The organism is Paenibacillus sp. Soil787 (assembly GCF_001429545.1).
In the GTDB taxonomy this organism is placed as follows: Bacteria; Bacillota; Bacilli; order Paenibacillales; family NBRC-103111; genus Paenibacillus_E.
Window position 1 is genome coordinate 35,204 of sequence record NZ_LMSP01000006.1, and the last position, 22,278, is coordinate 57,481.

The window sequence follows — 22,278 nt, forward strand, 5'->3', positions numbered from 1 at the left end:
GCGGCTTCTATGTTGAAACGTTTCCTGATTAAATCAAGATTTATTACTAGTATTCTTTAAGATCAGGCCTGATTCATTGGACTCTATGTCCTTTGTATCAGGTCTTTTTGTTTCTACAAATTCACCATTAATAATGTGAAATATCACACACTTTTACAAAAAATGTCGAATATTCACATGTCAAGTCTATAAATATTCCAAAAATGGTGATAATATGTTTAAGCTGATAGTAACTTTGGACTAGTCTTAATTTACTATTTATTATTCATAGGAGGTGAAGAAGAACCATGCTGTTAAAAAGAGAAGAGTCTAACTATTCAAAGAAAGGAGGAGAATATACCTTGCTAAACAAGAATGCAATGAAGAAGACATCGCAAGTACTAGCTTTAACTATGCTACTTATGGTATTTATGCCGATTATCGCTTTTGCTAGTAACATTTTTTCAGGTATAACCTACGATGGCAACAACGTGTCAGGTTCAGTTTACAGCAATACATATACTCCTGATGGAGTGACAATTAAAGTTTATGGACCTGATAAGTTACAAGTTATTGGAGCAGCAACTGCAACTTACAGTACATACGATGTTACTAGTGGAGTTTATAAGTATACTCTTGCTCCGTTTCTGCTAGGCAGTACAGTGTACAGCCATGTATACTTAAATGCTCCTAGCATCTCAACATCGGTATACGAAGATGCAGTATATGACATCACTGCACCAATTTGGACTAGTGGTACTTTAACCGCTACAAATATTGTGGCAACGTCGCTAACCTTAAACTGGTCTGGTGCATCTGATAACAAAGGAGTAACAAGCTACAATGTCTATCAAGATAGCGTGCTTATTGCATCCAATGTCAGCGGAACCACTTATACAGTCTCAGGACTGCAAGCAGGGGTTACTTATCCCTTTACAGTTCAAGCTGTGGATGCTGCAGGTAACGTAAGTGTTGTTGGGCCTTCCGCTTCTTTTAGTACTGCAACTAACCAAAGCAGCAATATGCCAACACTCGATCGCATTTACTTTAAGTCGTCTTCGAGTTCAACCGATGCTACGGTTAGCAGATACGGAGTTACTGTTGGTGGTAGTGTTTCCGCCCAGGTTTACGCCGTTTATTCGGATCTCACTAAGGTGAACGTGACGTCTTTCGCAAGCTATTCAAGCGATAATACGTCCATTGTAACTATCAACAGCTTGGGTAAATTTACAACATTAGCTCAGGGAACTACCGTCATTAATGCTACATATGATAGTAAATCCGCGAGCGTTGGACTTGATGTATTCCCTGTAGTATCATCGATAGCTGTCGATTCGAGTTCATACAGTTTAAATGTGGGAGGCACACATAATACTACTGTAACTGCCACTTTCCCGGATCAAACAACTGCTAATGTTACTTCTAATTCATGGTACTTTACTAATAATAGGAGCATAGCAACTGTGTCAAGCGCTGGTGTTGTTACTGCTGTTGGCACTGGTTCTACAGTAATTGATGTCATCTACGGCAGCAAAATAATTAGAGTTGCGGTAGCTGTAACAACTAGTGACAGTACTTGTACTAGTGGTTGTGGTAGCAGTACACCTACTGGACCGCCTAAAGAAATTGAGATTACGGTAGGCAACCAAATTGCGAAAGAAGCTCTTGAGAAAGCTTTTGCAGGAAACGATAATGTTACTATCACTGTAAAAGGTGATTCCGCTTCTCTATCTGCAGCTGGGTTAATTGAAGCAGCTAAAAAAGCTGGTACATCTGTAACAATCACATCTGATAACGGTACTTATGTACTTCCATTATCCCTCCTGAAGCTTGAAGATCTTGCTAAATCACTTGGTATTGCTGTAACTGAACTGAAAATCAAAGTTTCGATCACGAAAGTAAGCGGCACAACAGCAACAGCAGTTGCTGATGGAGTGAAGGCAATCGGAGCTACTTCTTTGACTGATGCTATCGACTTTAAAGTCACAGCAGAAGACAAAGACGGTAAGTCGGTAGAGATCAACGGCTTCGGAAACACTTATGTTTCCCGTAACGTAACTATCGGCAAATCCGTAGACATGAAGAAAGTGACAGGCGTTCTTTACAACGAAGTTACCAAGAAATATAGCTTCGTGCCTGCAACGTTCGAAACGAAAGACGGTAAAACTGTAGCTACACTGAAACGTAACGGCAACAGTATCTATACTGTAGTTGAAATAAACAAGAACTTCACAGATATTGCTTCCCACTGGTCTAAGGATGATGTAAGTCTCCTTGCAAACAAACTGGTAATTGATGGCGCAACGGATACTACTTTTGCTCCTGATCGCAATATCACTCGTGCTGAGTTCGCTGCTCTGGTTGTTCGTTCCCTTGGACTGAACACAGATACAACTTCAACTACGTTTACTGATGTGAAATCCTCTGATTGGTATGCAGGTGCTGTTGCTGCCGCTGCAGGAGCGAAGATCATCAACGGATACGAAGACGGTTCCTTCAAAGCCAACGCTCAAATCACTCGTGAAGAGCTTGCTTCTATGGTAGTTCGCGCTTTGACATTCGCAGGCGTGAAATCCGATCTTTCCGCAACGCAACAAGCAGCATTGTTAGCTAAATTCACTGATGCTAGCCAAATCGTTTGGGCAAAAGGCGAAATTGCTGCTGCTATCAACGCTGGTGTCATCAATGGCTTAACTGACACAACAATCGGTTCCAGCAAGCAAGCTACTCGCGCAGAAGCTGCTGTTATGCTGAAACGATTCCTGACTAAAGCTGGATTCATCAATTAATCCAACCGCAACTTATAAAAAGGGACCTGATACACTGTATCAGGCCCTTTTTTTTACTATTTGGCGAAACTACCGCCCCGTCCACATATCCATCACACTGTCCGGATCCTGAAACATTTTATAAGGAATATAGCAGTAACCATGATCTCCCCAGTCCTCACCCCAGCTGTTGCGCACGATGACATAACCTGACTGGCCACGATCTACATAGCCCACTGCTAGCAGAGCATGTCCGCCTAGTACCCGTTCACGCTTTTTCTTCGGAACCGAAATTTTGCCTGTTTGGGCTGCTTCAGGGGATTGAAAACTCTCGTACAACATCATACCGATAACAACGGGTGATTGCTCAGCCAGCGCTGCCTTAAGGGCATATAAATCCGTGATCCGGTGGTAGTCGCTGATTTTGTAATTAGCTGCATCCCGTTCTGCTTTGGGATCGGGAGTATCTCTGAAATCTGTAATATGATATGGATAATCTTCCTCTGGACAAACGCCAATCTTCTGGAGCACTTTCATCCCATCTCGGATATAGGCGCCTGAATCTTCATCCACATGACCCTCAAGCTCGCGTTCGTGCCAATACAAGAAAAGCCGGGAAAGGGCTGTCCATTTCTCCTTACTGCTTACGAGCAAATACTCTCGAAGCCCGCTAGCTATGGCGTTAGCCGTACAGCTCCCGAGTGCACCTTGATCGACAATGGGGGACATGTCTGAGCGCAAATCGACTTTCTTGGGCAGCTCGCTCGGGGACTTAAACGAAGTACTCATAAAATGATAATCTCGTAAGTCACGCTTTTCTCGTTTCAAAGGGAACACACGATTCGACATAACTACACACCCTTTCATATATGATACATAATTATACAATTTGATACCAAAATATGTATATAGTCCAATAGACTAATAGAAGCCACCAACCGTTATCCTACAAATGAATATTAGTTGATGGCTCCCCATGCAAGATCTGCACGGGTTCAATACGCTCCAGCTTGGAGGAGCACACCCCTCTCTCGGGGGTACCAACCGAAGGATTTTCGTTATATAAAATGTTTAATTTTCATTTTTCGTGGTATAATGTTAATTATACTTAACATTATTCAGGAAAAGGTGTTAATATGGATTTACTTTCACAAGAAAAAATATTAAAAGTTTTACTTGGATATAATCCATGGTGGGCTAACGGTCATGTTCCAAAAGAGTTTACCCGCCCAGTTAAACGATTGGCCTTCTATGAAGCCAGCAAAATTTTTCATCACGCACAAATACGTCGCGAAGTTATTTTATCTGGTCCAAGAAGAGTCGGGAAAACGACTATTCTTTATCAAATGATCGAGCAAGAGCTGAATGAAGTTCCGCCGAAAGCAATTCTTTACGTTTCATTTGACCACCCTATACTTAAACTGGTTGATATCGGAAAAATCTTAGAAATATTTCAGAATAATATCGCTCACGATCAGACTGCGCTTTTCTTATTTTTCGATGAAATTCAATACGCGTCGGATTGGGATTTATGGTTAAAAACGTTGTACGATAGTCAACCTAGTTATAAAATTATGGCTACAGGATCCGCCAGTCCTGTTTTGGCAGCAAAAGCGACTGAAAGCGGTGTTGGCAGATGGACATTAATACGAATACCAACCTTATCTTTCTATGAATACATTGAGATCAAGCCGCTGCTGCTTACCCGCTTCCTTCGCAGGCTCGTTAGCCTTGCCGCTTCGAATTACTTTCTGCTCGCTCATTGTCCCACTCCTCCCTTCTTAGCACTCCTTGCCTCCTGGCATTCTCCGGGGCTTAGAGGACAAGGCCCTGCCTGTGTCCCATTCAAGCTGGTCATACGCCTGATCACTTCTCCACCCACTCCCGCCGCAAAGCAAAAAGCTCGCGAAGCTCACCTGTAGACATCACGGTAACCCAGTTCTCGCCGGTGCCGACGATTTGGTCGCTGAGACCTTTTTTGCGCTCGATCATCTCGTCGATGCGCTCTTCGAGTGTGCCAAGGGTGACGAACTTGTGCACCTGCACGTCGCGGGTTTGGCCGATGCGGAAAGCACGGTCCGTGGCCTGGTTCTCCACGGCGGGATTCCACCAGCGGTCGTAGTGGAAAACATGATTCGCCGCGGTGAGGTTGAGGCCGGTTCCTCCTGCTTTCAGCGAGAGGACGAAGATCCTGCAGCGCTCCGCATCCGGGAGCGCGTCGTCTTGGAAGCGCGCGATCATTTCATCGCGCTTCGTCTTCGTAAGCCCCCCGTGCAAGAACTGCACGGGTTCACTCCGCTCCTGCGAGATTACACGCTGCAGGAGGTGGCCCATCTCGACGAACTGGGTGAAGATGAGGCAGCTGCCTCCTTCGCTCCTAAGTTCGTCGATCATTTCAAGCAGGCGCTCCAGCTTGGCTGAGCGCACCGCCCTCTCGGGGGCATCCACCGCCCCCGCACTATCCCCATCCTTCAGGAACAACGAAGGATGATCACAGATCTGCTTCAGCTTCATAAGCGAAGCTAGAATCAAGCCTTTTTTCTCCATGCCCGATAGGCTGTCGATCTTTTCCATCAAGCTCTGCACGACGTTCTCGTAAAGTGCCCCCTGCTCAGTGGTCAAGGCAACATAAGCCTTGGACTCGTACTTATCCGGCAAATCCAGCTGAATGGCCGGATCTTTTTTAACCCTTCTCAAAAGGAACGGACGAATCAAACGCTGCACACGTGCGGTCAGCTCAGGTGAGCCATTATCACTCTTCTCAATAGGTCCCACATACTGATGATTGAAATGGCTCAGTGTTCCCAGATACCCAGGATTAATAAAGTCAAAAATCGACCAAAGCTCGGTCAACCGATTCTCAATAGGCGTCCCGGTTAAAGCAATGCGCTGGCGAGCATCTAAGCTCCGAATAGCTTGAGATTGCTTCGTATAAGCGTTCTTGATATTTTGTGCCTCGTCCAAACAGATAGCATTCCAAGTCACGCTTGACAACTCTTTTTCATCCAGCTGAGCGATGTTGTAGGAAGTCATCACGAGGTCTGCATCTTGAACAGAGGCTTCGAAATCTTCAGCTTTTGCTCGCTGCGCCCCGTAATGGAGATGAACTTTAAGAGTTGGCGCGAAACGCGCAAGCTCTTTCTGCCAATTGCCAAGTACGGAGGTTGGACAAATTAATAAGGAGGGTACAGATTCCTGAGATCTGGTCGTTGAGTTTGTGTCTTTGGCTTGGTTCGACGTTTCAGCTGTCGGATTCGGCTCTTTCGCCGCCTTCTTTGCCGCCAACAAATAAGCAATAAACTGAATCGTCTTTCCAAGCCCCATATCATCCGCCAGACACCCGCCTAGCCCGATCTCACGCAGAAAAAGCAACCAAGACACACCCTCAACCTGATAATGCCGCAAATCCGCTTCCAGACCTTCAATCCGCTCAACTAGCGGAATGGATTTCGCCTGTTTCAGCTGCTTCATCAAGCTCCGCAAGCTGCTATTCAGCTCAACGCTGACCCTAAGCAGCTCCCGCTTTTCGTCCTCAGCTCCATCTCCAGCTCTCGCTTCTTCTCCCTCAGCCCCCGTCTTCCTTCCATCAGCACCTGTCTTTTCATCCTCATCTGTTCCGTCCCCCTCCAAGAGATGCATTTCTAATACATCGCGGAAAGAAAGTCCTTTCTTCTTCTCTACCTGCCGCATCGCGGCCTTGATCTGCTCCAAATAGGCAGGATCAAGCTGTATCCATTTACCGCGAATATAAATCAGCCGTTTCTTCTGTTCAGTGATCTGGAGAAATTCCTCCTCCGACAAATCCACCCCGCCCAAGGCGATACGCCAATCGAATTGGATAATCTGATCCATGCCGAACATGGTCTTGCGCGAAGCACCAACCGAGCTCCGCAGTTTAGCTTTTAGCTGAGGACGCAGACGCTGCAGCTCCTCCCACCAGGAAGGCAGGAACACCGATAGGCCAGCTGCAACGAGCTGCAAGCTCGATTCAGTAAGGAACTCCCAAGCTTGATCATCCGACAACTGCTCTATCATCTTCCCTCTCTGAAATTCACTCTCCAGATATGGTAGAATTCGCAGGATACGGTCTATTTGCTCCTGGATTTTAACCTCAATGTCATCCAGCCAAGCCGCAGGGATTTGACCCGTTAAACAGTTTCCCGTCGTACTAAACTCAACGAATCGGTTAGGATCCTTACGATCCTGAGCAATGAACCTGAGCCGCCAATCTGCCCCGTTATCTTTGGCCGATGTCGTCCCGTCCACATATGCTTCTGCATAGGGCTCCACAAGCTGCACACAAATACGATACGGCGCATCGTCCTGCTTCCAACCAATCGCAAGAAGCCAATCGTCCTCCTGCATCCAGCTCAAATCAGCTCTAGCGGCCGCGGATGCTGGGTCATCCACCTTCAGCAAGATATTCTCCTCAAGCAAGCGGCTCCAAGCCGAGCTGATCTCCGAATCAGGATCTAGGCTCAGCATCTCCCCGACTATGGTATTGAACCAGTCCTGCCAGAGAGCTTCACCCAGCCGCTTCCCTTGTAAAAGCTGCAGAAACTCTTCCTTCTTCTCCTCGGGCAGCTGCAGCTTCCACCCCGTTGTTCCTTCTCGCCATTGTTCATACGAGGGCATGTACCAACCAGCAGCCAAAGCCTCTCTAAACAGAGAGGCCCCTCTCTTCATCAACAGGACATCCTCATCCCACGATAATTTCCCGTGCAACAAAACACCTGGATCTGCCAGGTAATCCATCGCCATATAAGGCGTCAGAACCAAGCCTTCACCCTGTGCGGACTGAATGCTTTCGAGCTGCGTCCCATAATAGGACCGCTCATGCCAAGCAAAAAGCAGCTTTCTCAGCGTATAGCCAGGAACCTTGTTGGCCTGCTCCGTTTCTCCGAAAAAAACGAAGCTCCCTGAAGGGAGTCTCTCCATTCTGATATGTATTTGTGACATGCTGATCATGTAATAGTCTTCCCTTTCCGCAATTCCTCTTGAAACGCGCGGTAACGCGAATATTGTTTGCTTAGCTGCTGAACATACGCCTCGAAACGGGTGGATTGCTTGAGCTTTTTATAGGCAGCCGCCAGCTTCTTTAGCAGCTTGACAGCTTGTCTGTAATCTTCCCGATTTTTACCCTGAATGCATTCCTCAGCCGCATAGTGATATATGGGGAGAAGTACGCGTACATTGGCTTGTTCGACTATTTTCAAATGAGCAGATTCAATATGAATCGGTAATAAATTTAGCAGCAGGCACAAGTCTGCCCATGCTTGGTATTCCTCTTTTTCAATTAAAAAACGAGAGTAATGCTGATAACTAGCGGGCAAAAGTGCCACCATGGCCTCTCTGTGCTCATCTTCAACTTTTATAGAGGCAGACGCCTTTTTCCATAAACCGAGATACTCACTCGCATAATGCACAGCATCCTTGCGGACCACGGGCCCTAGCCAGCGCAGCCATTTTAAAAGACGATCCCACTGCTCCGCCGCAGCAAAATTGTGCAAATAACCAAACCAATCCTCCGGTTTGAGTACATCTATCCCTGTTGTAATCCGCTCCCAAGCGTTCTCGTCATCTTCACTCATCATGTCAAAATGCGCTAACGCTGCAACTGCTGCTTCACGCGCACCCTTGTCCCTATCTTTATCCTCAGCAATCTTCCGCAATCTAGTAAGCTCATCCGCCACTAGACCCTTTTCATACAGTAAATCCGACCACAGCAGCTTATTGACCTCCGACCATTTCAAATAGGAATAGATTGACTTCCTAGTAACATTCTTGGCTAGATAAGCCGCGAGCTCTTTCAAATGCCCGGAGTACTTCATCTGTGCTTTGTCCACATCGATCTCTCTAAGAACAGAAGTGAGCTGTTCACGGCTGTGTTTCGCTATTTTAGAGAAAAAATAACCACCATTATAAAAGAAATCATACATACCGGACTTCGCCTCAGCCAAAGCATCACAAAGCTGCTTGAGATACAGAACGACTTGAATGTCGTAAATGCTCCTGATGGTCGGTTCCCAGTCATCCGCCAGCTTATTTAGCTGCCTCCAGGCACGAACGTACAACTCCTCCACACTAAAAGCATTATAAACCTTGGAATTCGCATATTGCTTTTCAAAATACGCCAGCCACTCTTCACAGGTATCTGTCGCTTTGGGCAGCTTAACCGCCTGTTTTGGCGTGAGATTGATCTGTTGCTGTGTTACCGCATCGCTCCGTCTGCCTGTCAAAAACTCCTTCGGATCAAATCCCATTTGCTCTGCAACCTCAAAAAGAACAGCAGCCATATGCTTACAAGAAGAGCCATAAGGGCAACTGCATTTGCTTCGCATAAATGAACTCAAATCAATATGAACCTTATACGTGCTGGATCCGGATACTTTAGCTTTAATAATGCTTGTTCCCTCTGTTGTAACTTCCCTAACGTGACCGTCCCCATAATACGCCCAACCCCGCTTTAGAATCGTCATATCAAAATAGGACCGGATCCAATTTCTCCAATGATCCCAATCCATCACTATCTTCGACATCAGTGGCCCTCCATGAATCATAAATTATCTATCCCTCTATTATACAGGAAAGAAGGTCCTCATAAATAACAAAGCCCTAGCCGAATCTTTACAGATTCAAGCTAGGGTCTCGTAAACTATTCGCGGAGCATGCCTTGATGCGGATGCGGGTGAGTGCCGCAATACTCATCTGTCTCCTCACAAGTGTACACATGCTCATAGACGGGAACGCAGTGGTGTCTGTTCACAATTTGAATAGGATGAATAACTTGAACTCTCTGCGGGTGGTAGAAGTCTCTTACTATTCTTTCTGGATCTGTCATGATCGGGTCAGTTGGTGGACACTGATATGGTTTGCCTGGGCCAGGTTGACTAGGTTGGCTAAGCGGGCTGAGTTGGCTAGGTTGAAACGGTTGGCTAAGCGGGCTCATTTGGCTAGGTTGGAACGGTTGACTAATCGGGCTCATTTGGCTAGGTTTGTATTCCATTAGCGAGTCAACTCCTCTATAGGTTTGTGTTAGTATACGTTTAGGCCTAGTCCAAGGAATGTACCAATGCCTATCTTACCAATAATTGGGCTGATTTTGGTGGGCAAGCAGGTAAATGTCCAAGCAGGATCGAAATAGCCGGGCTCCCCAAGCCATTACCTTAAGTTAGTTCCATACTCACCTGTATAGGTGCACCCTTTAAATGCACACAATATTAGTGCTTAAAAATGACTCTAAGGGTGGGAGATAAGATCATGTCAACACACGACAAACAACAAGAAAATCACGCTAAAGACCAAAGTGATAACAAACCAAATCATGGCAGCAGAAAAAAGAAGAAGCGGAAATAATACAGCATTGATGATGTAAACATAATTCAGGTGGTTAACAAAAGCGCGAAAAAGCCCGGGGTACTTTCCCTCGGGCTTTTTCTTTGTCCGGCGCTTTCGGTACACTCTTCTGGCTCAGGCAGTATAGAAGATCTTACATCATGCTAATCATAGTCATCATTTTCTAGATGAACTTGAATCAGATCACCTTTCCTCAGCAGATCCTTAACCATTTTCATTCCTCCATTGATGCACAAAAAAAGGAGCTTTAAGTGATCTCAAAACAGAATTGACATTCGATGGACTCGCTCATTTCCTTACGGGTCAGCAGCAGACGATAAAACATTCTTTCGATGGCAGGATGCGCAACCGTCAATTGTTCTTCCACTTCAACATGCCACTCTTTTGCTTCAAACGTCATCATTACTACTCCAATCGAGACTTGGCCCGGCCCCTGCTGCTGCGGCTCAACACCACAAATGAATACTTCCTGGAAGGAGGATGAAGGTTCATGCAACGTCACTTGATCTGTCAGAATAAGCTGCGAGTTTTCGTTCGTCGGACGGCGCCATAGGAACTGGCGAGTAAATCGTTGTAAAGATAGGCACTCGTAAGCTTCCGATAAATCTAGCTCAAACAACAGCTCATCTTCGGTTCTGTTTTGATTTATTATTTCTGTCCTGTACTTTTGGCCAAAACCTTGTCTGCAACCGTTAATGATCGGCACAGAATGTCCATGAGAACCTGGTTGAATCATTTCGTACCGATGTTCTGGCTGAAAATACTGCCTGGTATATACGCCAATTCCAATATCAGCGAGCACGTTAACTCCGCCTGCATGCAGGATGAAATGCCCCAAATCGTTATGGTTGTGCGGTTCTTGGTTATGCCCGCCCTTCGCTGCGAATGCGGCTACGCTCCCATCCGTCTGCAATACCTTCGAGATGACCCACTGATTTCCAGCGAAAACCCGCTCTTCCACCCTTTCTTGACAATCGGAAGCATGAGTTGCTTCAGCAGCGGGTTGATCTGACGACCAAAGCATTAGTCTTGATGCATCGATCCATAAATCCTTGAATTGGTTGGCTTGTTGGTACTCTTCCGGCGGTAAGGAAAGGGAAGGGATCGTTTGGCGCAAACGATGGAAAAGCCCGGTATGGAAACGAATTTCTTCTGCAGCGTCGGAGAAATTGACCACCTTGCCGTTCGACAGCATGCAGTAATGCGGGAATTTCGCAATCTTCTCTATTTTCGGTTCAGCAAGCAGGTTTATGCGTCCACCAGTACGCTCCTTCAGCAATTCGGCAAAATAGACAAGGCGCGAAAAACCGTACTGCCAGTATACTGGGCCTTCAGGGGTCGCTCCCTCCGCGTCAAAGCCCGACAAATATTGGCGCAAAGCTCCAATTACCCGCCATAGCATGCCAGCCAGCCGTTCGCTGTCCTGAGTTAAATAAATGGCTGCGGCGCCGATGTTGCTTGCGCAAACCGCCGGCCAGTTATTCGTCTTCAACTCCCAGTTTTGCGGAACAGGATCATGGAAGTAAACCTGAAAGATGCGGCGCTCGATCTCCTCTTTTGCGCGGAAGACTACCCAAGGATGCAGACGGTGACCTACATGGTAGATGATTTCAGCCAGTGCAAATCCGATTGCAGCTGCCTGCAGATCGATCGTTTCACGGGGCGGAGCCGGCTGATCCCAAATTCCTTTCGGATATTCATTGACATACAGCCCGGCATGTACCGGCGGTACCCAGGAATATTCATTGCACACGGACCAAATCGCATTCTCAAGCCCTGTCTTCCATTCTGGACGGTCGTCCGTCATGGCAAGCAAGCTGAAAGTGTGCAGTCCCGCGTACAGCTTATCACGTATTTTCTCAAAGTTAATGTTGTCGCCTGTCTCGCCGAATACGGTATAATCGGAAAATTGAGGTAGACAAGCTGGATTTTCCTGGATGCGTACTGCCTGTTCCTCTAGCCCTTCCCAGAACTCCGAATAGCGTTCATCCTTTCTAATTTGCATCCACCGTTCGGTGGAACCGGCTTCTGGAAACAGCCTGCGCGCTTCCGGCTGTGATTGTTCCAGAGCAAACTTCAATTCGCGGAGCGTTAATGTGCTAAGCATAAAATCAATCCTTTGCTTTTATGGTGTGCGGATTGTTGCAATTAACGGCTAAATGTTACTTGCTATTATTCGGATTAAGCCGACCAAGAGTTTCGATATTGCATGGGAGTAACCCCGAACTTTGTCCTGAATTTTGTAATGAAATATCCCGAGTTACGATACCCGACCTTGGTGGCAATATCGGCAACGGACAACGATCGGTCCGCTTTCAGAAGCTCTGCAGCCTTGTCTAGCCGAGCCTTCGTTACATATTCTGTAAAAGAGACGTTTAAGACATCTGCGAACAAAGTTGAAATATAAGATGGTGACAAGGATACAAGCTGTGACAATAAATCCAACGACAAATCCTCGTGCAGATGCTCATCGATGTAATCCTTAACCCGGTGAATTAATTCAGAATGCCCCTTAGTCCTCCCTGCCTCGATATAATCAGCCATCTGGACGACTAATCCTCTAATCCAAGTCATCATCTCTAGAATAGATTCCGTCCTCTCGGTTCGAAACAATTCAGAGCTTGGGATAATGTGATGAAGATTAAGCTCCATGACAATTTCAGACAGTGCCGTCAGCAACTGCATTTGCGACAATTCCACGACTTCGATTTTAACAGGTGCCGAATAGCTGATCTCCAGTTCTTGCAAGATTTTCTCGCTTTCACCAACACTTCCTGCTCGGATTGAATTTTTTAAAGCTTCAAAAGACAATACGATAGGTTCACCGCTAAAACCGCTAATCTGAGAATGGGATACAACGGCTGAATGGCCATATAAGTAAATGTATCGAAGATTACGCGCGGCTTCCCGATACGATGTAGGTATATCTTCGATCATGTGAACGGAAGGACCGATTGATGCGGCAAATTCAACCTGACTTGCTTCTCGAATTTTTTCCAGTTGAATTTTTATCCATTCATCCGGTTGTTCTTCACGCAAGCTAGCGAAGATCAATAATGCAACCTTGCTCTTGCTTATGGGAGTCCAATCCATTCTGAACGAAGGATTCTCATCCTCTACGTCTATTTGGTTGCAGAATATGTCACTGCTTGCATTCATTAATTGCAAGTCTACAGCAATGTATTGGCAGTGAGTTGGAATCTGGTCAATACCGCTTAGCTCGAACAGGTTGCCCATTAGAAGATCCGTTAGCTGGTTCTTTTTAACTTTTGTTTCCAAATTGATGACTTTTTGACCCAAATTATGAATCGTACGATTAATCAAATTATATTCATTTTCAGTTGCAGAATGATTAGGATCTATAGGATTTAATCGCCTTATCGTATGCAGTACGGATTTTAAAGGGAAATAAAATCGTTTAGACAGCAAAAAAGCGATAATAATTCCTAAAAAAAAGATAAGGAAACAGCTTGATATGATTTGTTTCTTGAACTTATTTCCAAACAAAGAAAATGAATCTAAAGGACGAATGATTGCGTATTGAAACGACTGCAGATCACCGCCGTTTAACGTCGCAATGATTTGACTTCCCTGCTCTGAACGTTTTACATTCACGGATGATGGAGCAGAAGAAAAACCGAGTTCGTTTGTAATCGCTTTCAAACTATCGTTGTCTATTTGGCTTGTAGCAATAATGGGCTGATGGGCTGAATCAAGCACATATAGCTTTTCATAAGGTGTGTTCATAACCTGCTTCAACAACTTCGTTAAATGGTCAATCTCCACATCTATATACATATAGCCCTTGGCCTTATCATCCGGAAAACCTAAAGGCAATGAAATGACATAAGTTAGTACCTTCTTTTGTCCAGGCGTCGTACGAATGTACCATTTATTTTTGGGAATTGATTTCAAATTGCTCAATAACGTGCGATCAGGCGATTCCTCAATGCTAGGATAAAAATAAATTCGGTCAAAGGCAAAGCTGCCTTCGTTCACATATACCGACATGTTAGATATACCATCATTAGCCACATTGATAAACGCAATTTGCTTAATCAGGTCCACAATTTCGGTCATATTGGTTTCCCAGCCTGTGTCCAGAATACGGTATAACATATCCTTTGGATTTGGCTCCACACCGCTAAAATATTTAGCCATCATTCCTTCCACATATTTCGGTAGAACATTCTTTTCAAGCAAGTCTTGCGCCGTATTCAGCCTAGATTGACTTTCCTTCGTTAATTCGTCCAGCATCATGGTGTTGGCTTGAGTGAATAAATACCCGCCTATTCCAGCTATTAACAAGATAGCAAGGATACAGTAGGATAACACTAAGTTTATGAAGTAGCTGCGTCGGAATCTCCAAATCAGTCTCATATCTGGTCCCCTTTATATTTAACAACTCCAGCTATTATATACGATTTAAGGTTTACTAACCATCAGATGCAAATTCATATTTTCTGCTCTATTCATTCACTAGCAGCTTCAAAATACGAATCGCATGCCCACTGCTCGTTTCATGCTTCTCACTGGAAATGCGTATGTTTACAGTATGTGTGCCGCGATCAAGCTGCTCCGAAAACACGATTATGATTGGTCGATAAAACATCAAGCAGTATCGATCAAAAAGGGGTATGGTTCGAAAAGCTCCGCCATCAAGTGAAACCTCAATGTCTCCAGTATCCATTCCAGCCAACAAGGAGATGCCGACTGCCGTTCCAGTAAAGCTGAATTGAAACTCATCTCCAGGTGTCTCCCCAAAAAAGATGTCTGCAGTAGGCGCCCAGTTGAAGATTTGCTCGGTTGTCCAACCTTCAATCATTCGCCAATTGGAACTCGTATTGACTATTAAAGGTGACAATTGCTTTCCATTCTCATAACAGAACGAATCCAGCGGTGAAGGGAGTGCAAATGGATCTTCGTACTTCTCATTGGGTACGATTAACTCTTTGTCCAAGAAATCTTCTATTACCCTTGCATACAATGCATAACCGAAATCATTCGGATGCACTTCATCACCGCTAATATCTTCCCATTTTATCTCTCCTGAGATGATCTTATTATAAATGGCACCAGCAATATTTACGGATGGAAGTTGGTAATATTCAGCGACTTCTTCGTGGTTATAAATATTGTCCTGCAGCCTGCGGTTCGACGAATAGCTTTCGGAGCCCGATCGCCGTGCCGTATAAATAAAACAAATGTCTATTTGCGGATTGCTCCGCTTAGCATGACGAACGATGCCTTCCATTGCCCGGATGGACTCGGTTCTGTTTCCTGCATCATTAACGGCAAACTCTACGAAAAGAAGGTCGACAGCGGCATGATCGAGTACATGATCCTCCAACCGAAACGCCCCGTAGGTAGAGGTGGTTCCCCCAATGGCTGCGTTGATGAACGTGAACGCCACTTCAGGAAAGCGACGCTCTAATTTTTGACACACCAGTGCACGATAGCTTGTCGCGTTTGAATCCGAAGCCCCTTCTCCCGCTGTAACCGATCCACCTATGAAAGCGACTGTCACCTGATGTCCGTTCGTTAATTTATTTGCAATACGCTTTAGGCCGTCGCGGGTAGAATAATCTTGAGAAGTCTCCATTCCAGCCGCTAGACGATAGATTTCGGTCGCATCTTTCCAAAAATCGGCGAAGCAATTTCCTGTCAGCCTGTTCCATTCACTTTGGATTGCCTCATCGATCAATCGGTCCTTCTTCTCCATATCAGGATCTATATCCACGATCATAACCAAAGTTGAACCTTCTCGAAAAATTCGAAGCGAGGTAATACCCTTCTCCCTTAGATTCTTTTCAATAGCTGCCGGAATATTTCGATGCAGTTGTTCATATTGTTCAATCTGACCCGAATGCAGTTTGGCAATCTTAATCTCTGTTTTCCGCATGGATGTCAACCTAAGCGCCCCCATCATGTGTCCGAAATGAAAACTACTTCTTCTTACGTTCGTTGTACACTTGATTTGCTTCATCGGTTAATTGCTGACCGCCTGCTTTCATCCATTGGGATACGAATTCATCAAAACCTTTGTCCGTATCGACTGTTCCCATGATGAATTTGATCATACACTCGTCAACCATCTTATCCAATGTAGCTGCAACCTTAGAGGCGGAAGGCAATAGAGCTGGATTAAGCGGATCCTTCGTCGTCTCGATACCAGCGTTCACTTTCGTCTTGAAATCCAATCGGGATTTCGCAAGGTCATGCTTATACATGGTTGGAGAGCCAAGGTGAGCATACCAAATGCCCGCACCGGATTGAGCACCTAGCTTAGCAGGATCCGTAAACTCACCTTTCGGAATGGCTGCTTCTCCAATCAAATCATAATGAACGCCTTTCTCTCCATATCTTGTCATTAAATAGGCTTCATCGTTCATCGCCATATCGTCAAGGATTTGCAAGATTTTGATACGCTTCTTTTCATCCTTCATTACACCTACGCCTAGCATTTGAGGTGGTTGAGTAATCGTGCTAGCCGCCAATAACAAAGCCTTGCCGCTAGGTCCCTTTAATCCTTTACCGATTACCAATTCTTGCCCTTTCGCTTTCCACTCGGCTCCAACCGTACCTAGTTCGTCCAGATAGTACCATAAGCCCGAATCCATTTCTCCAGTACGTCCCCTCAAGAAGTTAGCACGAAGGCGAGTCCAATCGTCGGTAACGAATTCAGGATCGATTAAACCATCTTTATACCATTTGCTTAATAGCTTGAAGGCTTGCCTTGCTTGTTCGGATACCATCCCGTAATACACTTTGCCGTCACTGCCCAAGTTCCAACCACGGCGTTGAATCCCATAGGAAGCAAAAATGGAATTGAACATTTGACCAGGTGCATCTTTTCCCCGTCCAGATAGTCCGAATGTATCCTTCTTATCGTTACCGTCCGGATCATTATTGCTGAACTTAGTCAATAGATCCTCGAGCTCTTGTAGCGTTTCAGGAGCCTTTGACACGCCTACCGCCTTCATCCATGCAGCATTGTAGACAGGCACGAATGGGCTGTTTCCTTCCAAGTACAACCTTGGAATTCCCCAGTTCTTTCCTTTATATAATCCATAGCTATAGATGTTTGGATCCAGCTTTTCCACTTCAGCAGAATACTTAGGCATATACTTCTTGATTTCATCTACGGAGATACTGGCAAGAACACCTTGATCCGCCCATTGCTGCATTTGATCCATTTGAGCATCGTGTGTAAAGACATCGGGAATTTCGCCTGCAGCGATCTTCACGTTCAACTGATCTTTCCAATTAGCAGGGTCTAAGTTAATATTCTTTATTTTCACATTGTATTTTTGTTCCATATATTTCTGTACAGCGCTTTCAGAAGAGGTCGGAGGATTGCGCCCCGTCCAAGTAATTTCAATCGGCGCCTCCGAATTAGGTGCAGCACTTAGTACAGCACTTGCTGCAGGTGATGCTACATCTCCTGACTTATTGCTTGCGCAGCCTGCCAAAGTTCCAACAGCCATCAATGCGGAAAGAAATACAGCAACATTTTTTTGTGTAAGCTTCATTGATAGACCCTCCCTTTGTATAATGAAAATTATACGGGAAGCGAAGGTTATTTTGAAGCTGATACCAAGATTTGAATAATAAAAGAGCGACTAACCTTTAATAATCCAATACCGAAAACGAAGTGTATGCCTCTTTCTCAATCTTTTCAATATCAATATGGTTGGACAATCCTGGCTTCTTGGACACATGAACATAACCGTCGGCATCAACTTCCGGGCAGTTATTAATCGGATTGTCCCAAATGAATGCTTCATACATCGATGTGTTTCTGAATGCTGCGATCAGCTGCATGCACAATTCTCCGCCGCCATGTACTTCCGCACGAAGATTAAAGGATTCAGCCATGTGTGCAATTTTCATCGCTCCTGTGACGCCGCCTTTTAACCCGGCACTTATACGAACCATATCTCCTTTACCAAAATGCACAAAATCCGCAGAATTATAGAAGCTTCCAGGTGAAGTCTCTGCTACGAGAAGCGGTATGGACAATTTATCTGCCAGCTTACGATAAGCGTAAATGCTATACTCACGCATCGGCTCTTCATACCAATGATAATTGGCCTCTTCTAACGCTTTGCCAAGGTAGTAGGCATCCTGGTAATCAAATCCGGCCGAGCCGTCATACATCAAATAAATATCTTTGCCTACCTTGGCCCGAAGAGCTTGGCACAGCTCCGCATCTCTACGTGCATCTCCCCATGCATGCAGCTTAATCCCCTTAAAGCCTCTTTCCAGACATTGGTCAGCAACATCCATAAATTCCTCAATGGTGTTATATGTCGCAGTACTAGCATAAGCCATTGCTTTTTCCCGGAATCCGCCGATAAGCTGATACAATGGAATTTGCGCTTTTTTAGAAGCAATGTCCCACAAAGCAATATCAACAAGTCCGAAGAAGGGCAGCGGTAAATAATCAAGTCGGTCGATCTCCCAAATTTTGTGATAAATCAGTTCTTTTTGAAGAGGGTCTTCTCCAATTAGCAGATCTTTAAAATACTTTTTGGCAATATAAGCTGTATAATCCGCATTGCTGTATGAAGCATAGCCGTCAATTCCTTCATCTGTCATGATTCGAAGATCAGCATGGCTTGTATTGCCATAAACCTCAGGTCCTGCTAAACCGTCTCGCCAGTTGAATCTCCTGGTATCCTTCTCTTGTTTGCGCAGGTATATTTTAACGTCAGTAATTTTCATATCGAATTTCCTCCATTATCTTAATTGGCTGCCACCATCTGCTACTAGGCAAGTGCCCGTAATAATTGAAGCTTCAGGTCTAAGCAGCAAGGAAACAACGCCTGCAATTTGCTCGGATGTCTGAATTTCCCCCTCTTCGATGCTTGTCTCTAGCTTCCGCAAGGCTTCTTCGGAATTCACACCCACTACTTCTCGAAACAAAGGTGTGTCTACACCAGCTGGAAGAACCGCATTCACACGGATCCTATCCTTTAGCCATTCCTTGGCAAGTACTCGAGTAAGGTAATTGACTCCGGCTTTGGATATGCCGTAGGCTGCATTCCCTTCTGCGAGACTTTGAGACTGAATGGATGATATGTTTACTACATTGCCACCGTACTTCAACAGTGGATAGGCTAGTCGGCAACATGTATAAACCCCTTTTAGATTCACATCCATAACGGCATCCCATAATGCAGGCTCAGTGTCAACCAGCGGCTTAGGCTTGCTCATGGCAGCATTATTTATTAGCACATCTAATCTACCGTAATTGGCTGCCCAATTCTGAAAAAGTTGACTAAGAGCCTCTTCATTCGTTACATCAATCTGTTGCTTGTATGCTCGACCTGAGTTTCTGGTTATAGACTCGATGACATCATCGATTAGCAAAGAATTTCGGTCTACAATAACTACTGTATACCCATCCTCGGCCAATCGTATTGATATCGCTCTTCCGATGCCCGATGCGCCTCCGGTCACCAAAGCCACTTTTTCTGGCATATAGATCCTCCCTGATGTGGATTCAAATTCAAACTTTCTCAATTAATGCCATGAAAAATAACCTAGATCATGATGGAGGCTTTCTCGCGAGCATCTGCTGCGCGAGAAAGCCTATTCTGCCTAAGTTTACATTGAATTACTTCTTCTTACGCTCTTGGTACACTGCATTTGCTTCATCAGTTAATTGCTGTCCGCCTGCTTTCATCCATTGGGAAACGAATTCATCAAAACCTTTGTCTGTATCCGTTTGTCCCATGACGAATTTGATCATATACTCGTCAGTCATCTTATCGAGTGTAGCTTGAACCTTAGATGCGGAAGGCAGTACAGCTGGATTTACCGGATCCTTAATCGTCTCTATATCAGCGTTAACTTTAGCTTTGAAATCCAATTTTTCTTTCGATTGATCATGCTTATACATCGAAGGAGCGGCAATATGACCAAACCAGAGTCCCGCACCAACTTGCGCACCAAGCTTTGCCGGATCCGCAAAGTCGGGTTTCATAACGGCTACATCTCCATTCAAATCATAATTAACGCCTTTCTCACCTTTAGTTACCATCAAGTAGGCTTCGTCATTCGTTGCGATATCATCAAGAATTTGCAAAATTTTGATACGTTTCTTCTCATCCTTCATAACGCCTGCGCCTAACAATTGAGGTGGTTGAGCAATCGTACCAGCCGCCAATAACATGGACTTGCCGTTAGGTCCTTTTAATCCTTTACCGAAAGTCAATTCTTGCCCTTTCGCTTTCCATTCGGCTCCAACCGGACCTAATTCGTGGTCATGAGCCCATAAGCCCGAATCCATTTCTCCTGTACGACCACTCAAGAAGTTAGCGCGGAGACGGACCCAATCATCCGTAGCGAATTCGGGATCAATTAAACCATCTTTATACCATTTGCTTAATGTCTTGAACGCCTGTCTTGCTTGTTCAGATACCATCCCGTAATAAACTTTGTCGTCACTGCCCAAGTTCCAACCACGGCGGTTAATACCATAGGAGGCAAAGATGGAATTGAATACTTGACCAGGAACATCTTTACCCCGTCCAGATAATCCAAATGTATCCTTCTTGCCGTTGCCGTCCGGATCGTCATTACGGAACTTCGTCAATAGAGCCTCCAGCTCCTGAATCGTTTCCGGTGCCTTTGTCACGCCTACCTTCTTCATCCATGCCGTATTGTAGACAGGCAAGAATGGGCTGGGTCCCTCCACGTACACCTTTGGAATACCCCAGTTTTTCCCTTTATATAAGCCGTAGCTATAGATGTTTTGATCCAATTTTTCTATTTCGGCCGAATACTTAGGCATATACTTTTTGATCTCATCAACTGAAATACTGGCAAGAACACCTTGATCCGCCCACTGCTGCATTTGGGGCATTCCAGCATCTTGGGTGAATACATCGGGAATTTCCCCAGCAGCGATTTTCACGTTTAATTGATCTTGCCACGTAGCTAGGTCTAAGTTAATGTTCTTAATTTTCACGTTGTACTTTTGTTCAAGATATTTCTGTACAACGTTGTCAGAAGTGTTCGGCGGCCAGCGCCCCGTCCAAGTAATTTCAATCGGTGGCTCTGGCTTAGGTGCAACACTTGGCGCAGCAGTTGCTGCGGGTGATGCTACATCTGCTGACTTATTGCTTGCACAACCTGCCAATGTTCCAACGGTCATCAATGCGGAAAGTAATACGGCTACATTTTTTTGCGTACTCTTCATCGATAAATCCTCCCTTTTCGTATAAAGACAAGTTATATGATGAAACGAAGCTGATTTAAGGCTGGTACCAAGCTTCGGATTATCCAATAGCGATTAACCTTTCAGTGATCCGACCATAACGCCTTTAACAAAATATTTTTGAAGAAATGGATACACGATTAGGATCGGCATTGTGACAAACATGATGACCGCTGCTTTAATGCTTTCACCGGTGACATACGGATTCATGAGTGTCTGCAGCGAAGTATCCTCATTGCTAACGACAAGCTTGCGAAGATAAATCTGCAATACTTGCTTGGTGGGATCTTGCACATAGATGAGGGAATCGAACCATGCATTCCAATGAAAGACTGCGGACCAAAGAGCAATGGTTGCTAGAATAGGCAACGACAGAGGTACGATGATCCGGGCGAGCACTATAATATCATTGGCTCCATCCATCTTCGCGGACTCTTCCAGCTCTTCCGGAATGGCCATAAAGAAATTTCGCAAAATGAGCATGGAGAACGTATTAATCAAGCAGGGCACGATCAAAGCCCAACGGGAATCAACCAAATGTAAGGATTTAACTAACAGATAAGTGGGGATCAAACCGCCGCTAAAGAACATGGTAAACACAATGAACATGGTGTAAAAATTACGATGCGGCAAATGCTTTTTAGATAAGGGATAAGCCCCTAACATCATGAAGAATACCATTAAGACTGTACCAATAATTGTCCGAAACAGTGAGCTTCCCATCCCGTTCCATATATCCTTAGAGGAAAACACCTCTTTATACGCACCAAACGAAAATTCTTTGGGAATAAGATGAATACCTTGACGAAGTGCTTCCGTCGGAGAACTGAGGGAAACAGCAAGCTCATGCACGAACGGATACATCATGACGATACAAAGTAAGGAAATTCCTACTAACAAAAGTACTTGAAACAATTTCTCGCCTGTTGTCATTTGCATTTTAAATCA

At 45.0% G+C, this 22,278-nt stretch carries 14 protein-coding genes; 2 read left to right on the forward strand and 12 right to left on the reverse strand.

The window, feature by feature from the left end:
* Positions 1 to 287: 287 nt before the first annotated feature.
* The gene (locus tag ASG93_RS08790; RefSeq protein ID WP_056830939.1) at positions 288 to 2,768 is read left to right on the forward strand and encodes an S-layer homology domain-containing protein; all 2,481 of its coding nucleotides are present in this window, start codon (positions 288 to 290) and stop codon (positions 2,766 to 2,768) included.
* A gap of 69 nt (positions 2,769 to 2,837) precedes the next feature.
* Here ASG93_RS08790 and ASG93_RS08795 read toward each other — a convergent pair whose 3' ends face one another.
* Complete coding sequence (locus ASG93_RS08795) at positions 2,838 to 3,596, reverse strand: C1 family peptidase (protein WP_063891822.1); 759 nt, start codon at positions 3,594 to 3,596, stop codon at positions 2,838 to 2,840.
* A 287-nt stretch (positions 3,597 to 3,883) separates the two neighbouring features.
* Here ASG93_RS08795 and ASG93_RS08800 point away from each other — a divergent pair, with 287 nt between their 5' ends.
* Positions 3,884 to 4,669 (forward strand): ATP-binding protein, encoded by a 786-nt coding sequence (locus ASG93_RS08800; RefSeq protein ID WP_056830941.1) that lies wholly within the window; start codon positions 3,884 to 3,886, stop codon positions 4,667 to 4,669.
* Here the strand turns inward: ASG93_RS08800 and ASG93_RS08805 are convergent.
* From ASG93_RS08805 to ASG93_RS08855, 11 genes are all read right to left on the reverse strand, one after another.
* Positions 4,614 to 7,715, reverse strand: a complete 3,102-nt coding sequence (locus ASG93_RS08805) for a DEAD/DEAH box helicase (protein WP_056830943.1) — start codon at positions 7,713 to 7,715, stop codon at positions 4,614 to 4,616. The genes ASG93_RS08800 and ASG93_RS08805 overlap by 56 nt on opposite strands.
* Positions 7,712 to 9,286 (reverse strand): SWIM zinc finger family protein, encoded by a 1,575-nt coding sequence (locus ASG93_RS08810; RefSeq protein ID WP_056830945.1) that lies wholly within the window; start codon positions 9,284 to 9,286, stop codon positions 7,712 to 7,714. Before ASG93_RS08810 ends, ASG93_RS08805 begins: the two co-directional genes overlap by 4 nt.
* 116 nt (positions 9,287 to 9,402) lie before the next feature.
* Positions 9,403 to 9,753: a hypothetical protein gene (locus tag ASG93_RS34015; protein WP_056830948.1), complete on the reverse strand. Its 351-nt coding sequence runs from the start codon at positions 9,751 to 9,753 to the stop codon at positions 9,403 to 9,405.
* A 597-nt stretch (positions 9,754 to 10,350) separates the two neighbouring features.
* Complete coding sequence (locus tag ASG93_RS08820; RefSeq protein ID WP_056830950.1) at positions 10,351 to 12,210, reverse strand: heparinase II/III family protein; 1,860 nt, start codon at positions 12,208 to 12,210, stop codon at positions 10,351 to 10,353.
* 74 nt (positions 12,211 to 12,284) lie between these two features.
* Complete coding sequence (locus ASG93_RS08825; RefSeq protein WP_056830952.1) at positions 12,285 to 14,483, reverse strand: helix-turn-helix transcriptional regulator; 2,199 nt, start codon at positions 14,481 to 14,483, stop codon at positions 12,285 to 12,287.
* 88 nt (positions 14,484 to 14,571) lie between these two features.
* Positions 14,572 to 16,005 carry a GDSL-type esterase/lipase family protein gene (locus ASG93_RS08830; protein ID WP_235550793.1) on the reverse strand — a complete coding sequence of 478 codons (1,434 nt, stop codon included), beginning with the start codon at positions 16,003 to 16,005 and terminating at the stop codon, positions 14,572 to 14,574.
* A 43-nt stretch (positions 16,006 to 16,048) separates the two neighbouring features.
* Positions 16,049 to 17,635 (reverse strand): extracellular solute-binding protein, encoded by a 1,587-nt coding sequence (locus ASG93_RS08835; protein ID WP_056830956.1) that lies wholly within the window; start codon positions 17,633 to 17,635, stop codon positions 16,049 to 16,051.
* A 97-nt stretch (positions 17,636 to 17,732) separates the two neighbouring features.
* Positions 17,733 to 18,830: an enolase C-terminal domain-like protein gene (locus ASG93_RS08840; protein WP_056830958.1), complete on the reverse strand. Its 1,098-nt coding sequence runs from the start codon at positions 18,828 to 18,830 to the stop codon at positions 17,733 to 17,735.
* Between the two features lie 15 nt (positions 18,831 to 18,845).
* A complete protein-coding gene (locus ASG93_RS08845) occupies positions 18,846 to 19,589 on the reverse strand; it encodes an SDR family NAD(P)-dependent oxidoreductase (RefSeq protein ID WP_056830961.1) in 744 nt (247 codons plus the stop codon).
* A 136-nt stretch (positions 19,590 to 19,725) separates the two neighbouring features.
* A complete protein-coding gene (locus tag ASG93_RS08850; RefSeq protein ID WP_056830963.1) occupies positions 19,726 to 21,312 on the reverse strand; it encodes an extracellular solute-binding protein in 1,587 nt (528 codons plus the stop codon).
* A 93-nt stretch (positions 21,313 to 21,405) separates the two neighbouring features.
* Positions 21,406 to 22,269, reverse strand: coding sequence for a carbohydrate ABC transporter permease (locus ASG93_RS08855; protein ID WP_056830964.1), 864 nt, complete (start codon positions 22,267 to 22,269; stop codon positions 21,406 to 21,408).
* Between the last annotated feature and the right edge of the window lie 9 nt (positions 22,270 to 22,278).

What these genes read in the sequence shown, in the direction of transcription:
- ASG93_RS08790 (WP_056830939.1), top strand. Translation starts at nt 288, where the DNA reads ATGCTGTTAAAAAGAGAAGAGTCTAACTATTCAAAGAAAGGAGGAGAA.
- ASG93_RS08795 (WP_063891822.1), bottom strand. Translation starts at nt 3,596, where the DNA reads ATGTCGAATCGTGTGTTCCCTTTGAAACGAGAAAAGCGTGACTTACGA.
- ASG93_RS08800 (WP_056830941.1), top strand. Translation starts at nt 3,884, where the DNA reads ATGGATTTACTTTCACAAGAAAAAATATTAAAAGTTTTACTTGGATAT.
- ASG93_RS08805 (WP_056830943.1), bottom strand. Translation starts at nt 7,715, where the DNA reads ATGATCAGCATGTCACAAATACATATCAGAATGGAGAGACTCCCTTCA.
- ASG93_RS08810 (WP_056830945.1), bottom strand. Translation starts at nt 9,286, where the DNA reads ATGTCGAAGATAGTGATGGATTGGGATCATTGGAGAAATTGGATCCGG.
- ASG93_RS34015 (WP_056830948.1), bottom strand. Translation starts at nt 9,753, where the DNA reads ATGGAATACAAACCTAGCCAAATGAGCCCGATTAGTCAACCGTTCCAA.
- ASG93_RS08820 (WP_056830950.1), bottom strand. Translation starts at nt 12,210, where the DNA reads ATGCTTAGCACATTAACGCTCCGCGAATTGAAGTTTGCTCTGGAACAA.
- ASG93_RS08825 (WP_056830952.1), bottom strand. Translation starts at nt 14,483, where the DNA reads ATGAGACTGATTTGGAGATTCCGACGCAGCTACTTCATAAACTTAGTG.
- ASG93_RS08830 (WP_235550793.1), bottom strand. Translation starts at nt 16,005, where the DNA reads ATGCGGAAAACAGAGATTAAGATTGCCAAACTGCATTCGGGTCAGATT.
- ASG93_RS08835 (WP_056830956.1), bottom strand. Translation starts at nt 17,635, where the DNA reads ATGAAGCTTACACAAAAAAATGTTGCTGTATTTCTTTCCGCATTGATG.
- ASG93_RS08840 (WP_056830958.1), bottom strand. Translation starts at nt 18,830, where the DNA reads ATGAAAATTACTGACGTTAAAATATACCTGCGCAAACAAGAGAAGGAT.
- ASG93_RS08845 (WP_056830961.1), bottom strand. Translation starts at nt 19,589, where the DNA reads ATGCCAGAAAAAGTGGCTTTGGTGACCGGAGGCGCATCGGGCATCGGA.
- ASG93_RS08850 (WP_056830963.1), bottom strand. Translation starts at nt 21,312, where the DNA reads ATGAAGAGTACGCAAAAAAATGTAGCCGTATTACTTTCCGCATTGATG.
- ASG93_RS08855 (WP_056830964.1), bottom strand. Translation starts at nt 22,269, where the DNA reads ATGCAAATGACAACAGGCGAGAAATTGTTTCAAGTACTTTTGTTAGTA.